The sequence below is a fragment of the Solobacterium moorei genome (genome assembly GCF_036323475.1).
In the GTDB taxonomy this organism is placed as follows: domain Bacteria; phylum Bacillota_I; class Bacilli_A; order Erysipelotrichales; family Erysipelotrichaceae; genus Bulleidia; species Bulleidia moorei.
In genome coordinates this window covers 122,592-137,963 of record NZ_AP028934.1, presented here as the reverse complement: position 1 = coordinate 137,963, position 15,372 = coordinate 122,592, and the positions used below count along the sequence as shown (strand labels likewise).

General features: G+C 38.8%; 13 protein-coding genes, 1 pseudogene and 1 other annotated feature. Of the genes and pseudogenes, 2 read left to right on the top strand and 12 right to left on the bottom strand.

The window, feature by feature from the left end; all coding sequences use genetic code 11:
- Window positions 1-5 precede the first annotated feature (5 nt).
- From rpoB to RGT18_RS00655, 5 genes and pseudogenes are all read right to left on the bottom strand, one after another.
- Window positions 6-4,166: a DNA-directed RNA polymerase subunit beta gene (gene rpoB, locus RGT18_RS00675; protein ID WP_028078628.1), complete on the bottom strand. Its 4,161-nt coding sequence runs from the start codon at window positions 4,164-4,166 to the stop codon at window positions 6-8.
- Window positions 4,167-4,271: 105 nt separating this feature from the next.
- Window positions 4,272-4,871, bottom strand: coding sequence for a class I SAM-dependent methyltransferase (locus RGT18_RS00670; RefSeq protein ID WP_006525795.1), 600 nt, complete (start codon window positions 4,869-4,871; stop codon window positions 4,272-4,274).
- Between the two features lie 78 nt (window positions 4,872-4,949).
- Window positions 4,950-5,321: a 50S ribosomal protein L7/L12 gene (gene rplL / locus RGT18_RS00665; RefSeq protein ID WP_028078629.1), complete on the bottom strand. Its 372-nt coding sequence runs from the start codon at window positions 5,319-5,321 to the stop codon at window positions 4,950-4,952.
- Between the two features lie 29 nt (window positions 5,322-5,350).
- Window positions 5,351-5,896, bottom strand: a complete 546-nt coding sequence (gene rplJ / locus RGT18_RS00660; RefSeq protein ID WP_006525793.1) for a 50S ribosomal protein L10 — start codon at window positions 5,894-5,896, stop codon at window positions 5,351-5,353.
- A 32-nt stretch (window positions 5,897-5,928) separates the two neighbouring features.
- Window positions 5,929-6,052 (bottom strand) — a sequence feature (ribosomal protein L10 leader region).
- An 86-nt stretch (window positions 6,053-6,138) separates the two neighbouring features.
- A pseudogene (locus tag RGT18_RS00655) lies at window positions 6,139-6,591 on the bottom strand (transposase); the annotation flags it as partial.
- Window positions 6,592-6,848: 257 nt separating this feature from the next.
- Here RGT18_RS00655 and RGT18_RS00650 point away from each other — a divergent pair.
- The gene (locus RGT18_RS00650) at window positions 6,849-7,421 is read left to right on the top strand and encodes an HD domain-containing protein (protein WP_028078600.1); all 573 of its coding nucleotides are present in this window, start codon (window positions 6,849-6,851) and stop codon (window positions 7,419-7,421) included.
- Between the two features lie 182 nt (window positions 7,422-7,603).
- Here RGT18_RS00650 and RGT18_RS00645 read toward each other — a convergent pair whose 3' ends face one another.
- The 4 genes from RGT18_RS00645 to RGT18_RS00630 all read right to left on the bottom strand — a co-directional run bounded on the left by RGT18_RS00645 (window position 7,604) and on the right by RGT18_RS00630 (window position 11,447).
- Window positions 7,604-8,686 (bottom strand): PTS fructose transporter subunit IIC, encoded by a 1,083-nt coding sequence (locus RGT18_RS00645; protein ID WP_051241035.1) that lies wholly within the window; start codon window positions 8,684-8,686, stop codon window positions 7,604-7,606.
- A complete protein-coding gene (locus RGT18_RS00640) occupies window positions 8,679-9,002 on the bottom strand; it encodes a PTS fructose transporter subunit IIB (RefSeq protein ID WP_028078598.1) in 324 nt (107 codons plus the stop codon). The genes RGT18_RS00645 and RGT18_RS00640 overlap by 8 nt, the downstream gene beginning before the upstream one ends.
- Window positions 8,999-9,454, bottom strand: coding sequence for a PTS sugar transporter subunit IIA (locus tag RGT18_RS00635; RefSeq protein ID WP_028078597.1), 456 nt, complete (start codon window positions 9,452-9,454; stop codon window positions 8,999-9,001). Before RGT18_RS00635 ends, RGT18_RS00640 begins: the two co-directional genes overlap by 4 nt.
- An 88-nt stretch (window positions 9,455-9,542) precedes the next feature.
- Window positions 9,543-11,447, bottom strand: a complete 1,905-nt coding sequence (locus tag RGT18_RS00630; RefSeq protein WP_028078596.1) for a BglG family transcription antiterminator — start codon at window positions 11,445-11,447, stop codon at window positions 9,543-9,545.
- Window positions 11,448-11,555: 108 nt separating this feature from the next.
- On the opposite strand from RGT18_RS00630, the gene pepI reads away from it, so the two are divergent.
- On the top strand, window positions 11,556-12,446 hold the full coding sequence (gene pepI / locus RGT18_RS00625; protein WP_028078595.1) for a proline iminopeptidase: 891 nt from the start codon (window positions 11,556-11,558) through the stop codon (window positions 12,444-12,446).
- Window positions 12,447-12,470: 24 nt separating this feature from the next.
- Here pepI and RGT18_RS00620 read toward each other — a convergent pair whose 3' ends face one another.
- The 3 genes from RGT18_RS00620 to RGT18_RS00610 all read right to left on the bottom strand — a co-directional run bounded on the left by RGT18_RS00620 (window position 12,471) and on the right by RGT18_RS00610 (window position 15,250).
- Window positions 12,471-13,109, bottom strand: a complete 639-nt coding sequence (locus tag RGT18_RS00620) for a hypothetical protein (protein WP_028078594.1) — start codon at window positions 13,107-13,109, stop codon at window positions 12,471-12,473.
- A gap of 69 nt (window positions 13,110-13,178) precedes the next feature.
- On the bottom strand, window positions 13,179-13,922 hold the full coding sequence (locus RGT18_RS00615) for a hypothetical protein (protein WP_028078593.1): 744 nt from the start codon (window positions 13,920-13,922) through the stop codon (window positions 13,179-13,181).
- Between the two features lie 254 nt (window positions 13,923-14,176).
- The gene (locus RGT18_RS00610; protein WP_028078592.1) at window positions 14,177-15,250 is read right to left on the bottom strand and encodes a M24 family metallopeptidase; all 1,074 of its coding nucleotides are present in this window, start codon (window positions 15,248-15,250) and stop codon (window positions 14,177-14,179) included.
- Window positions 15,251-15,372 lie beyond the last annotated feature (122 nt).

The following is a 15,372-nucleotide window of genomic DNA, read 5'->3' as shown; positions in this document are numbered from 1 at the left end:
CCTCCTTATTGATCTTCTTCCCCAAAGTCATCAACCCCAACGGTCGCTGCCTCAGGAATTTCTTCATCTAATTCATCTTTAATTGTTAGATTTTCGTTTGATTCCGCATCATTTACAAGTGTGGATGGGTCAAAATCAAGTGTTGTTTCTTCCTTGAGTTCTTCCTGTTCCATCTGCTTGAGATCCATTTCATTGCCAGCATCATCCATCATACGTACATCAATCGCAAGAGCCTGTAATTCGTGTACTAATACACGGAATGATTCAGGGATACCAGCTTCTGGCATATCCTTACCCTTCACAATTGCTTCGTATGTCTTTGTACGTCCAGCAATATCATCTGACTTCACCGTCAAGATTTCTTGCAATACGTGAGAAGCACCATATGCTTCAAGAGCCCAAACTTCCATCTCACCAAATCTCTGACCACCATTCTGTGCCTTACCACCTAATGGCTGTTGTGTAACGAGTGAGTATGGACCAGTTGCACGTGCATGTAACTTATCATCGACCATGTGTGCAAGCTTAATCATGTACATGACACCAACTGAGATACGATCATCGTATGCTTCACCTGTACGTCCATCGTATAGAACATACTTACCATCTGGTGAAGAGTTAGATTCCTTCATAATGTCACGTAGGTCTGTGTTAGATACACCATCGAATACTGGAGTCGCAAACTTGACACCCAACTGCTTCGCAGCGAATCCAAGATGAACCTCCAATACCTGTCCGATATTCATACGTGATGGTACACCGAATGGGTTCAACATAATGTCGATAGGAGTTCCATCTGACATATATGGCATATCTTCGACTGGATTAATACGGGAGATGACACCCTTGTTACCGTGACGTCCAGCCATCTTATCGCCCTCAGAAATCTTACGCTTCTGAACGATATAAACCTTAACAACTTCATTTACTCCTGGTGGAAGTTCGTGGTCTTCCTTACGCTTGAATACGCGGATACTGTGAACAATACCAGCACCACCATGTGGTACCTTCAAGGAGTTATCACGTACTTCACGTGACTTCTCACCGAAGATAGCCATCAATAGCTTCTCTTCTGGAGTTTGGTCTGTCTGACCCTTAGGAGTTACCTTACCAACAAGGATATCTCCTTCCTTCACTTCCGCACCAACCATGACGATACCACGACCATCAAGGTTGCGGCATGCACTTTCAGCGACGTTAGGAATATCGCGAGTAATCTCTTCTGGACCTAACTTCGTTTCGCGGCATTCAATGTCATATTCTTCAATATGTACAGATGTATAGTAATCCTGCGATTGCATCTTTTCGGACATGATAATCGCATCCTCATAGTTATAACCATGCCATGTCATAAACGCGATAGTCACGTTTTGACCTAAGGCAAGTTCACCATTTTCCATCGCTGGACCATCCGCTAAGATCGTGCCGCGTTCAACACGTTCACCATCCCAAACGATAGGTCTTTGATTTAAGCAAGTAGACGCGTTAGAACGACGATACTTCGTTAATTCATATGTCTTCTCATTGCCATTATCTTCTGCCACAACAACCTTTGTTGCGTCAACATATGTAACAACACCTGGGCCTGTCGCAACACAAGCAGAACCTGAGTCACGCGCAATCACGTGCTCCATACCTGTACCAACAAATGGACTATGTGGGTTCATCAGCGGTACGGCCTGACGCTGCATGTTGGCACCCATGAGGGCACGAGTACAGTCATCATTTTCCAAGAATGGTACGCACGCAGTCGCTACAGAAACAATCTGGCGTGGAGATACGTCGGCATAGTCTACTTGGCTACGGTCAACCATCACCGTTTCACCCTTGATACGAGCGATAATCTTATCGCCTACAAGGCGACCATCCTTGATCTCATTTGCCTGTGCGATTACGTGATCGTTTTCTTCATCTGCTGGCATGTACTTGATTTCATCAGTAACCTTGCCATCCACAACCTTACGGTACGGAGTTTCGATAAAGCCATATTCATTTACCTTCGCATAAGTTGTAAGGTAAGAAATCAAACCGATGTTTGGCCCTTCAGGTGTCTCAATCGGACAGATACGTCCATAATGAGAATTGTGAATATCACGCACTTCAAAGCCTGCGCGTTCACGTGTAAGACCACCAGGTCCTAACGCAGAAATACGACGCTTGTTAGATAACTCTGCAAGTGGATTTTCCTGATCCATAAACTGAGATAACTGAGATGAGGAGAAGAACTCCTTAATCGCAGCTGTTAATGGACGGATATTTGTTAATTGCTTAGGTGTTAAGTTCGCTGTGTCTGCGATAGACATTCTTTCCTTAACAACACGTTCCATACGAGATAAGCCAATACGGAATTGGTTCTGAATAAGTTCACCAACTGTACGGATACGACGGTTGCCAAGCATATCGATATCATCTTGAGAACCTACACCATCGAACATTGTGAGTTCGTAGTTATATAGAGCATACATATCACTCATTGTGATTGTGTGTCTGCCATTTAATGGGTCAATACCAATCAAGTTCACTGGGTGTCCTTCCTGCATCACAGTTACTTCCTGTACGCAAGCACCTACTAGCCAAACAATTACATCACCAGAATGATTTGTAGCCTCAGACACGATTGTTTCTTGATCAGTTGTAGAAAGCTTAGTTACTTCAACATCTGGTAAGTATGTTGGGCACATTACTTCTCCATCAGCGTTTGTTAAATCTTCGCCATTTAATGTTACACGACCGATTTCAAACATACGGGAACCGTAATCAAGAACTGCATTGACATTATCGTTTGTAACCTTAACAGGTGAAGCGATAATACCAGCATAAACAGTAACCTGCTTGAATTCCTTAGCGATAGCTTTTACATCTTCTTCTGTTAGAACTGTACCCATTTCTAATGTTGTACGTTCTGTCTTACCATCTAAATCAACTGCTAAGATACGTCCTACTAAGCTATTCTTCCAAGATGTATCCATCACTGCTGTAGATGGGTGTGAGAATGTATGCGTAAATGGTAACGCACGGCAATTAATACCCTTATCAATTTCTGCACGTAACTCATTTCTTAATTCCTTATCAATAACGACACCCTTCTTCACAAGCGTCTTGCCTTCAGCACTTACTAAATCCTTTTCAAGAGATAGGCCTTCCATACGGTCTAAGATGCTTAACTTCTTATGAACCTTATAACGACCTGCCTTTGTTAAGTCATATCTTCTGTAATCAAAGAACTTAGCATCCATTAAAGTAACCGCACCATCGATTGTTGCGATTTCATCAGCACGCTGATTTTCATACACTGTTAAGAGTGCTTCGTTCTTAGTCTTTGTCTTATCAGCCGCAAGTGTATTACGCACTTCTTCATAGTTTCCAAAAATAGCTGTATACAATAACATGTAGTCATTCTGGAATTCTCGTTCTTCTTCTGGCACGATAACGTCAGAATGTACAGGCAAGTTTAATGCCTTTAAGAACTTTTTCATGTTAGTTGTATCAAATGCATTTTCACCACGTTCAAGGTTCAAGGATAAACCAATTGCCTTGAATAAGATTGAGCTTAACACTTTTCTTCTGCGGTCAATTGATACGTTTAAAATACGGCCAAGTGCAGCTTTTTTGTCATCACTCATAAATTCCAGCCATGTTCCACGGCTTGGAATCAACTCACATTTGTATGTATCACGACCTGTGCGCTCTTCTGATTCAATATCAAAGTACGCACCTGGAGAGCGAACAATCTGAGATACAATAATACGCTCAGCACCATTAATAATGAATGTGCCTGTTGGCGTCATTAAAGGGAAGTCCCCTAAGAAGACCTCTTCATTCTTTGTGATTACTTCACCAGTCTCTGGATCCATAACTTCTAACTCCATCTTACCCTTAAGAGGAGCGCTGTAATTTACTTCTCTGTATTTGCATTCACTGATTGAATACTTTGGTTCCCCAAATTCATAATCTAGGAACTTCAAACGAATGTTACCCGCATAGTTTGAAATTGGATATACATCGTTAAATACTTCTTTAATACCGTCTCTTAAAAACCAATCAAAAGCCGCAGTCTGAATTTCTACTAAATCAGGTAGATCTAGACCACTGCTAACTTTAGAATAATCTCTACGAGTTGCCTTGTTGCCATAATGCACAACGTGGTATGTCTGCTTATTTTCCATTTGTTCGCCATCCTTTCGCCTGCACCGCCAGAAATGTCGAAAAAGGGTAGAATAACCCCATCCCTATTCGACTCTTTTGCAATTTATTATAATAAAACAACTTTTTTATTCCGTCAACTTCCTACTTTGCAAAATATAGTATCCCCGATCCTTGGAAATAACCTCACAATTCCCGAATACTTCCGCAAACTTTTTCTTAGCACTTTCCGCACCCTGTTGTTTACGGATAACCGCATAGATAGAACCGCCCACTTCTAGATGGTTATATGCGTCTTCGAACATTTTATAGATAACTTTCTTTCCGGTTCGAATTGGAGGATTGGTGATAATAAAATGATATTGACCTTTCGTTTCTGCATATCCATCTGAAACAAGCGTAGTACATTCCACTTGGTTCAAACCACAGTTTAATTGTGCCAGTTCTACAGCACGTGGATTAATGTCTGCCATTGTGACTTCACTACTAGGAAATAATGATTTTGTAATGATGCCTAGCGTTCCATATCCACAGCCCATATCCAAGATTCTTCCATGAAGTTCTTCTTTACTGATGGCTTTTAGCAAGACATAGCTTCCATAGTCCACACCAGTTTTCGAGAAAACGCCATTATCAGTCGTAAAGATATATAAACGGTCTAAAAACCGGAAAGTGTGTTCCTTCCGGTTCTCGTCCAGACTTCGGTTATCGGTAAAATAATGTGCCATTAACCGTTCCTTTCTAATACCCGAAAAGCCGAACAATTCATTATTCGGCTTTTCATGTGTTTACTGTTATTTTCTAGATTACTTGAATTCAACAGTTGCACCAGCATCTGTGAGCTTCTTCTTGAGTTCTTCAGCTTCGTCAGCAGCAACGTTTTCCTTGATTGTTGCAGGAGCTCCATCAACGAGCTTCTTAGCATCAACAAGTCCAAGACCTGTGATTTCACGAACAGCCTTAATTACGCCTACCTTAGAGTCGCCAACGGCAGCTAATACAACATTAACTGTTGTAGGAGCAGCTGTAGCAGCTTCTGTTGGAGCAGCAGCGGCTGCTACTGGAGCAGCAGCAGAAACGCCGTACTTCTCTTCAATAGCCTTTACGAGTTCATTTAGTTCAAGAATTGTAGCTTCATCAAGATATGCTAGGATATCTTCCTGTGTTAACTTTGCCATGGATTAATTTCTCCTCTTCTATTTCTTTCTTAGGCAGCTGCCTCAGCAGCTTCTTTTACTTCTTCAGCAACCGGAGCAACTCCGTTAGCTGGCTTTGCTTCAGCAACAGCATTCACAGCACGTGCGAATGAAGATACTGGAGCGTTCAATACAGATAGCAACATGCTGAGCATGCCTTCTCTGTTTGGTAATGCAGAGAGTTCATTTACTGTGTTGAGGTCAACAACCTTGCCTTCAACAATACCACCCTTAAGAACTAATGCCTTGTGCTTCTTAGCAAACTTAGCCATTACACGAGCAGCACCAGTTTCATCTCCACCGAATGCCAATGCGTTAGGACCTGTTAAGCAATCCTTAAGATCACCATACCCTGCATCTTCAGCAGCCTTACTAGCTAATGTGTTCTTATAAACCTTAAGTTCAACACCTTCAGCACGTAATGCTCTACGGAGTTCAGTAACCTCAGCAACTGAGAGGCCACGGTACTCGGCAACGATAGTAGATGAAGAGTTAGTGAATTTTTCCTTAATTTCGGAAACGACACCCTGCTTAGACTCTAATACAGTCTGATTCATACTTCACCTTCCTATTCTTTGTTATCGAATACACATTTAGAAAGAAAGCCCTCGCAGACAGCGAGAGCAAAAGTACATTGATATGAACTTTCATCTACCTCGGCAACCTTATTAAGCATACGCCGTTACTGTCTGTGGTATTTGATAACGAAGTTATGATACCACGCAATTCCAGAATGTCAAGTTCGATTTGTATTATTATCTAACAGTAAACAAAAATGGCCTATGGAAATGCGATGAAATCAAGTATTTCTCTTATATGTTCCGTTGAATAATATCAAATGTCGTAAAATTCTATCCATCTTTGGCCACAGTTCTACTGCACCTTTTACTCTAAACAGATATACAAACCAATTTAAATAGGATTGTAGATTAGTCATTCTCATCCCAATGAAGCGATAGATATACCTTTTTAGCCATGAACACATATTGTTTATCAATGCCATGTTCTCTAGATATTCTTTGTCATGTGTATTGGCTTTATAGAATTCTTCTTTCAAGTCTAATTCTTTTATCAGCTTGTCATGTGCTCTTTCGCCATCATGTACTAGTGTTGATCCGGAAACGATATGATTCTTTAGCGCTTCAAAGATACGTGAAGCAGATGGCTTTCCATGACCACAAATAACAGCGTATGTATTTTTGTGACAATCGATTGCCACAACGATACAGAGTTGGCTCTTAGATAATCCTCTCTTCTTGTCTAGGCCATTTTTGTTTACTGTTAGATATTATTATATTTCCAAGATACGCCCCCAGTCTTCACCATGATTTTATCTCTTATAACAAACATAAGGCCTACGTGAAGGAAAATATACACTTTACGCCTTATGGCGTTATATACTAAGTATGATGTTTTTGATTGTAGAACTAAACAGTCAATTTTCTATAGGATAGATTTAGATAAACAAAGCATTTCACTACCAATATAGCTTTAGAAAGGAAATCAACAATGAACCCAAGAGAATATTTAGAGATACTACATGTTGCAGAGAGATTGAAAGATACTCCACGGCATTGTACAACGAGTAAGAGACGAATTGAAAGTGTAGCCGAACATAGCTGGAGAATTTCCCTCATGGCCTTTCTTTTGAAGAGTGAGTTCCCTACTGCAGATATTGATAAAGTAATCAGTATGTGTTTAATTCATGATTTAGGTGAATGTTTTACCGGTGACATTCCAACATTCATCAAGACAGATCAGAATCGTAATATTGAAGATTCATTATTGTCACAATGGGTAAATACGCTTCCCGAGAGCATCTCAGCACGAATGACAGAACTATATAACGAGATGAACCAACAAGAAACCCTAGAATCTAAAATATACAAAGCCTTGGATAAACTAGAAGCAGTCATCCAACATAACGAATCACCTATTGATACATGGTCAGAGAACGAATATGAACTCAACCAAACCTATGCATTTGATGTTGTACAATTCTCTTCATGGCTAACTTCGCTTAGAAAAGAGATACTTGCAGATACACTGCATAAAATTGATTCTGAAACCAAAGAATCCTAATTTATACTTCTATAACGTATTTTAAATATCCCAAAACACTTTAGATGCCAACAAATCTAAAGTGTTTTTATTTCCTATTCAAATGAAGCATCCAACAACCAAACTTAAAATTGGTTTCTTAAAAACAGTAAAGGATGTGACTTATACCACATCCCTTATCGCATAATTGCGGTTATGCTTTCTTAATTATTATTGCCTTCAGCTAATTCTGCTGCTGTTAATGGTTTCTTTGTGACTGCTAAGATTGCCACGATGATTAGTGCACCGATTAACATATCTACTACATACCAAACTTGCCCTTCAATGACACCAGTAATCGCAACAATACCACCGAACGCTACAACGGAAGATACACCATGTACCATACCTAATGCACCAGCGATCGCTGTACCGATTGCACATGCAATCCAAGTATGCTTGAAGTCTTTACCTGCAAATGGCCATGCGCCTTCTGTGATGCCACCCGAGGATAGTAAGAATGCAGAGATACCTACAGAACGATCTGCCTTTGTATAATGCTTTCTTAAGATGAATGACGCAAGACCCATACCGAGTGGAGGAATGGCGCAGCACATACGGAATACACCGTTAGGCCCATAAATACCTTCAGCCATTAGTGCAAGTGTAAATGCTGTGGCAGCCTTTGAACATGGTCCACCAAAGTCAGCTGCAGCTAATAAACCAATTCCAAGTCCTAATAAGATAGCATTTGTTCCACTTAAGCCATTCATTACATCAACGATAACCTGTACAAACGCATTGATAGGGCCTGTTAATACATAGATGTAGAAGATACCAACGGCAAATGTTGTTAGTAGAGGAATAAAGAATGTAGGCATCATTGGTTTCAAGGAATCGATAACCTTCCAAGTCTTCATCCACTTAACGAAGTAACCTACGATAAAACCTAATAGTAATGCACCAATAAATCCTGTAGATAATTGATCTTCACCAATAGGATTATTTGCGACATAACCCATAATCAAGCCTGGAGCTAATGCAGGTTTACCAGCGATTGCGTACGCGATATATCCGCAGATAACCGGAACCATCATGGAGAAACCTGCCATACCTAAGCTATACACATTCTGCCAGAACTGATTGCTTGGAATAATTGCACCATTCTCAATATGACCTGTAAATAAAGTAAATGAGAATAACATACCACCAGCGATAATAACCGGTAAGAAGTATGAGATACCTGTATTAAATGCTTTAAATATACTACGTCCAGTTTCTTTCAACTTATGATTCATCTCACTCATTTGCCAAAGCCTCCGCTCTATCAATTAATTTCTTGATGTCTTTGATTGCTTGTGTTGGATCAACTTCGATGACTTTACCTGCATCACGTTTTTCATCAAAGCGTTCATCACCTTCAATACCAATTGCGATAGCTAGGATAACGACATCAGCTGCATCAATTTCATCTTGTTCCAACTCATTATTGATACCCATACCACCTTGTGTTTCAACCTTGCAGTCAATGCCTCTCTTCTTGCATTCCTGCTCGATTGCTTCTTGTGTCATGTACGTATGTGCAATACCTGCTGTACATGCACTTACTGCTACTAGTTTCATACTTCCATCTCCTTTTCAATTGATTTCAAAAGTTCGTAAGACTCTTCAGGACTCTTTGTATTTAAGAATTTCTCACGGAAATCTTCGTGCATTAAATTCTTGCTGAGTTCTGCTAGAATCTTCAAATGTTGCGTAGATCCTTTATCAGCCGGCACACCAATCATCATCATGTGATCAACCCTGTCTTCACCATCTTCATTTGCCCATGGACATCCATTCAAGAATTTTACATAGATGACAAATGCTTGATTGACTGCAGCGGAAATCGCATGTGGAATTGCAATACCATAACCGATATAGGTTGCGATTACATTTTCACGGGCAATAACAGCCTTAGCATACTCATCGCTATTATTTACAAATTCATTTGGCAAATGTGCAATGTCTTCAATTACCTCATACTTGTCACAATAAACTTTGTCCGTGAAAATCGTTAATTCTTTTGCAAACATTTTTGTCTCCTTTCGCCTGTATCTATATTGTTCATCCATTCAACAATCGAGAACAGTTCACTTTTTTCAATTTCAAAATGGAAATTCATTATACGGATTCTTCTTCAATCTTCAGAATAATCTCATGTAACTTATCAAAGGTTTGGGTGCGGATCAGTTCCTTTGTATATTCATCAGAACTTACAATCTGACTGAGTACTTTGTAGAATGCAGGCATGGTATCATCACCCTTCTCCTTCATAGATAAAAGGAAGATGATCTGTACCGTATCCTTATCCCATTGAATTGCTTTTTGTAAGATGCCAATCTCAACAAAACTCTCTTTACCCATCGGGTGGATTGGGTGCGGTATCGCAACCATATTTCCAAATGCAGTTGCACCAACACTCTCTCTTTCAAGCACAGCCTTCTCAAAGTCATTTGAGATATCTACTTTCTTCTGTGCTTGCATGCACAAGAAATGAATAACTTCTTCTTTATCGTTATATGGTAAATTACCAAAGAACATATCCTCACGAAAGTAGTTGAAGATTTGTAAATCGCGTGTCTTCTGAATCATTGCATGAACATTTTCAATTGCACTCTTTCCTAAGAAAGCATTGACTTCAATGACTGGTATATTCAATTTTTCTTCAATTGGCACAGTTGTCAGAATATAATCAATTCCTTCAAGATTCTGACTATGCAATGTATTTAAGCTAGCTGTACCAACCACCTCTAGATTCTTACCAAACTTTTCCTCAATCTGATAGCGCAGTAGTTCCGAACTTGCCCGTCCACTTCCACAGACAATTAGCACTTTTTCTTTTGTCTGCTTTTCGCGTTTCTTTTCTAGTGCAACATTAAAGTGTAATGCAATGTACGCAATCTCATCTTTACAGATACATCTGTTGTACATTTTCTTTAATACACCACAGGCAACAGTAGCCATTGAGTACGCAAGCACAAAATGCTCACGGATTTGATTTGCTAGTGGATTATAGCTTGCAATATGATTCTGTAATCTAACTTTAAACGGTATGACATGCAAAGATAATAATGTCGCAAGTTCAAAGTCATAACGCAAATCAATGCGGAAGGTTTCATTGACTGCTTCTAACATCGCTAAAACAATCTCAAAGGTATCTTCATCCACGACCGAACTACTCTGCTGTCCATTACTAAGACGGATAATCTTCTTACTACTCAAATGCATTAGCACGTAATACACTTCACTATCCGGAAACTTCACATCAAATTCCTTTTCAATATCTTGAATAATAGCCTTGGTCATCACAAGATCACTATCATTTTCCATCTGCTGTTCTGTTTCTTTACCAAGACGAATCACTTTACCATCCAGGATACGTTGTATTGCAATATAAATATGAAAGGTTAGATTATTCAGTGATAAATCCGATATCGCGAAATTGTATTTCATAATTTTATCTGCAATGATTTTATGAATGACATCTAATTGATTATTTTCTGGTAGTTGTTGTGTATAGAATGGTTCTTCCATTTGGATTCTTGTTAGGCAAAGACGATACTGTTGCTCACTACCGATTGCACGCATACCTTGATATGCACGATAGTCTATTTCAATGCCAAAATCCGCAAGAATATTGCGGACAATCTTCATATCATTTTTTAGAGTTGCACGACTGATAAACATCGCATCCGCAAGATCATCCATGCGCACACTTTCATCAGAAGTGAGTAAGGTTTCTATAATCTGGCGAACACGATCTTGGGCTGTTAGAACTCTTTCACGATTACTTTCGATAGACTGCAAGTAATCCTCTAGCTTTTCTTTATCTTGAATCGAAATTGAAACACCCTTACGTTCCGTCTTGATACTTGCCCCATTACATACAAGCACATCATTAAGCACTTCTATATCATTACGAATTGTACGAGCAGTCACACCAAAAAGATTCGCAATTTCTCGAATTGATTTTCTGCGATCATTCTCCTTCACTAATAAGAAAAGTAGTCTATCCTGTCTATCCATGCTATAAACCCTCTACTCTAATTATACATATTGTCCAAAAAACCTTCAGACAATATGTTTCCCGCAAAAAGGTGAAATTCATTATCTCTTGCATGATATACTAAACACATGAAAATTACAGAAGGCTACATGCCATATTTAAACTATCAAACCTACTATCGTATTGTCGGTGATATTACCAAACCTGCTTTAATTCTATTACATGGTGGTCCTGGTTCTACGCATAACTACTTCGAGCTTCTTGATTCACTTGCTTGCGATGATTATTGTGTTGTCATGTATGACCAGCTAGGCTGTGGAAATTCCTACGTTGAAGGTCGTCCTGAACTATGGAAACCTGAAACTTGGGTCAATGAGCTGATTGCATTACGCGAGCATCTCAACTTAACAAAGGTGCATTTATTAGGTCAATCATGGGGTGGTATGCTTGCGCTAGACTATGTATTACATTACAACCCTGTTGGTGTTGAATCGCTAATACTATCTAGCACATTATCCTCCGCTTCCCTATGGGCAAGCGAACAACATCGTATGATTTGTTTCATGTCTGAAGCCAACCAACACGCAATAGAGATTGCGGAAGAAACAGGTAATTATGAAAGTGAAGAGTACATTATTGCCAACACTCACTTCATGCATGCACATTGTGCAGGTGTATATGAGATTGGTAAAGCACCTGATTGCCTAACACGCCCAAAGAGGACGGGAAAAGAATCGTACCTCTATGGTTGGGGACCAAATGAATATACACCAACCGGAAGTCTTGCAGGTTTTGAAGTAACGAATGAATTAAAGAATATCAATATTCCTACTCTTATTATATCTGGAACAAATGACTTATGCACTCCTCTTGTTGCTAAGACAATGTACGATAATATCAAACATGCTACATGGTACCTATTTCCAAACTGTCGCCACATGGTCTTCGCAGAGGCTACTACGCAATACATCCAATTACTACAATCGTGGTTAAAACAAACTGAAAGTGTATCCCATTAACGCAGGATACACTTTTTCAAATATCTATTCTAGTAATCTACGATCATTGATTCCAAGCATAATCAACTTAGGTTCCTTAGGAAGACTATTGAGCTCCATTTTTGTAATTTCCTTTACGATTAACTGATTATCTTCCCATGTCAACAACTCGCACCTTAGAATTTCATGTGTACTACGATTATTTTCAGTATAGACCAACCCTTTGTGATCCTGTAATAGCGTAAACCATCCATATGTTTCAGATGGACTCAATCTCATTTGAGATGGACTATCTATCTGAAAAACGGCATCGGAAGCAATGCATGTTTGGGTTTCTGGATCATATCCAAAAATCTTGGCCACTGCGATAAATTGAGCATTATAGAACTTTTCCACAATCAATTGTGGGATGTCATGATTCAGATACACAATGCCATACATTACATAATCTGAGACTGTATCACCCATGCCAAAATCATATGCATCAATGTTATCTAACAGTTTATTGTATGCACGGAGTATTTCCATCACCTCTGGAGAAACGGTTTCCTTTGGTTCAGGAGTTTCTTTCTTTTGTTCCGTGACGGATGTAGATGTTGTTTGTGTACTACTGTTAGTTGATGCTGTGCATGCCGTAAGTAAAAGTATACCTACACACGCTAAGATTCTACACATTTTCTTCATAAGTATTCCCCTCCCCATGTGTAAAAACCATGCAATTTCTCCATCAGTTATCTACAGTCACTTAATTCACTATTTTTCAATAATCAGTAAATCTGTGAAATCCGTTTCCCAGCCTGTATTTTCTGATAGAGGAATTGTAATACTCTTCTGTAGAGTTAATGTATCCGCATCAAATTCTAAGATTTTTCCTAATTCTGTTGTTTCTGAGTTCGGTGTTACAATCGCTGCTGCTTTATCTTCTAAATAACGAATACCATGTAGCTTATATTCTGTATTCGCAAATAGTTTCGCAAAATCGGTTCCAGATAAATCCTGATCCGTTACTAGTTCTAAATCGGTTGTATATTCCAATAGATGATTATCTTCTGTCACTACGCGGATATGATTATCATACGTATATGCAGTAATAATTTTCTTGGTTTCTAGAGAAACATTCATTGATTCTAATGTTTCTGGGTCCATACTTGTTAAACTAGCTGTCTCCGGTAAATCTTTACCATCCATAAAACGACTATGATATGGATTTTCAACCATGATAATTTTGCCATTTACATATAAGAGTTCTTCAAATTCAACTGAAGTATAACGCCAGTTGTCTACATATTCGACCTCATTTATCTCTTCATCTAGATAAAATAGCCCATATTGATCTTGAACCATGTCATATCCAATAAAGTAGAGTTTTGTACCAATTTCAGCTACACGGTAAATCGCTGAATGAATCACTGGTGATGTAGTTACTTTCTGATTTGGATTTGTGTATTGGATAGTATCACGTATTTCACCTGTTAATCCATCATCAATGTTAATCACTTCAATTCTGCCATTAATCCCATTGAGTGTGCAGTTTACAGTATAAACTTTAGTATCAAATAAACCATTTCTTATAGAGAATATTGAATATCCTGATGAAGATTCAAAGAGTAGTGATTTATTTCCCCCGACTTCTTACTCAGATTGTTCCAAGTTAATATTCCCAGGGAAATAATGATTACTCCGATTACTAGTAGAATGCTGATTTTGCTCTTTTTCGTGTTCTTAATCAATAGATATTTCTCTTTATAGTTTTATTTAATAACTTCTATCTCGTGTGGATAATGATTTAATACTTCACATCCATCCTTTGTAATCAAAACCAAGTCTTCAATTCGACAGCCTAAGATGCTTGGATGATAGATTCCTGGTTCAATCGAGAAAGTATTTCCTTCTACTATTAAATCTGTAAACATTTGTGATACATCACCATATTCATGTGTTTCAGTACCGATGAAGTGTCCAAGTCTATGTGTAAAGTCTTCGCCATAACCACCTTCCGTGATGATGTTGCGGGCTACCGCATCGATATCGCAAAGTCTTACCCCTGGTTTGCAGTAGTGTTCAGCATTTTCATTTGCCTGACAAACAAGATTATAAATTTCTACTTGTTCTGGTGTTGGATATTTCTTATAGAAGAAGGTTCTTGTCATATCTGAACAATAACCATTTACCACACAACCAACGTCGAAGAGTACTGTATCGCCTTCCTGTAATACCGTATCATCTGGCATGTGGTGTGGATCAGCCGCATTCTTGCCAAAGGCTACGATAGGTTCAAAAGAATATCCACTTGCACCAAGTCTTTGATAGATACCCAACATCTGTGAAGCAACCTCCACTTCCGTTACACCTTCATGTATAAGTTTCTTAAACTCCGCCATCGCAAGATCATTGATATGGGAGGCTGCACGCATGAGTTCTTGTTCACAAGCATCTTTAACAGCACGTGTATGATCAACCGCATAAGAGCCAAGTTTAAATTCTGATGCAATCTTCTCTTCCATCATAGGTATTAGAAATCTTGCTGGCATGATTTTATCTACACCTAAACTGCTCTTTTTATCGATAAACCGTGAAATGATATTTGTAATTCTATCTATATCTTTATAATATTCTATTTTTATTCCAAGCTCATCAGAGAAACGGAATAGCTGATTCAAAATCAAAACTGGTTCTATTTTCTTTCCAATCAATAAGCCAAGAAATCTTTCTCCTGGTTCTATTTTCTTCCCACAAAGATATGCAATCGAAATTGGATCTGTAATCAATAAACAATCTGTTGTCATCTTCTCAATGACACGACTTAGTCTTCTTTTATCTAACATAGCATCACCTCTAACTTATCTCTATTTTATCACGTTTTCTTGATATCCAAATTTGTCGTTCTGCTGTTGAAGAGTGTTGAAATTAACCGTATAATTTTTCTATAACTAGTAGTAAAGGAGAT

Coding starts and splice junctions, on each gene's coding strand:
- rpoB (WP_028078628.1), bottom strand. CDS start 4,166: ATGGAAAATAAGCAGACATACCACGTTGTGCATTATGGCAACAAGGCA.
- RGT18_RS00670 (WP_006525795.1), bottom strand. CDS start 4,871: ATGGCACATTATTTTACCGATAACCGAAGTCTGGACGAGAACCGGAAG.
- rplL (WP_028078629.1), bottom strand. CDS start 5,321: ATGGCAAAGTTAACACAGGAAGATATCCTAGCATATCTTGATGAAGCT.
- rplJ (WP_006525793.1), bottom strand. CDS start 5,896: ATGAATCAGACTGTATTAGAGTCTAAGCAGGGTGTCGTTTCCGAAATT.
- RGT18_RS00650 (WP_028078600.1), top strand. CDS start 6,849: ATGAACCCAAGAGAATATTTAGAGATACTACATGTTGCAGAGAGATTG.
- RGT18_RS00645 (WP_051241035.1), bottom strand. CDS start 8,686: ATGAGTGAGATGAATCATAAGTTGAAAGAAACTGGACGTAGTATATTT.
- RGT18_RS00640 (WP_028078598.1), bottom strand. CDS start 9,002: ATGAAACTAGTAGCAGTAAGTGCATGTACAGCAGGTATTGCACATACG.
- RGT18_RS00635 (WP_028078597.1), bottom strand. CDS start 9,454: ATGTTTGCAAAAGAATTAACGATTTTCACGGACAAAGTTTATTGTGAC.
- RGT18_RS00630 (WP_028078596.1), bottom strand. CDS start 11,447: ATGGATAGACAGGATAGACTACTTTTCTTATTAGTGAAGGAGAATGAT.
- pepI (WP_028078595.1), top strand. CDS start 11,556: ATGAAAATTACAGAAGGCTACATGCCATATTTAAACTATCAAACCTAC.
- RGT18_RS00620 (WP_028078594.1), bottom strand. CDS start 13,109: ATGAAGAAAATGTGTAGAATCTTAGCGTGTGTAGGTATACTTTTACTT.
- RGT18_RS00610 (WP_028078592.1), bottom strand. CDS start 15,250: ATGTTAGATAAAAGAAGACTAAGTCGTGTCATTGAGAAGATGACAACA.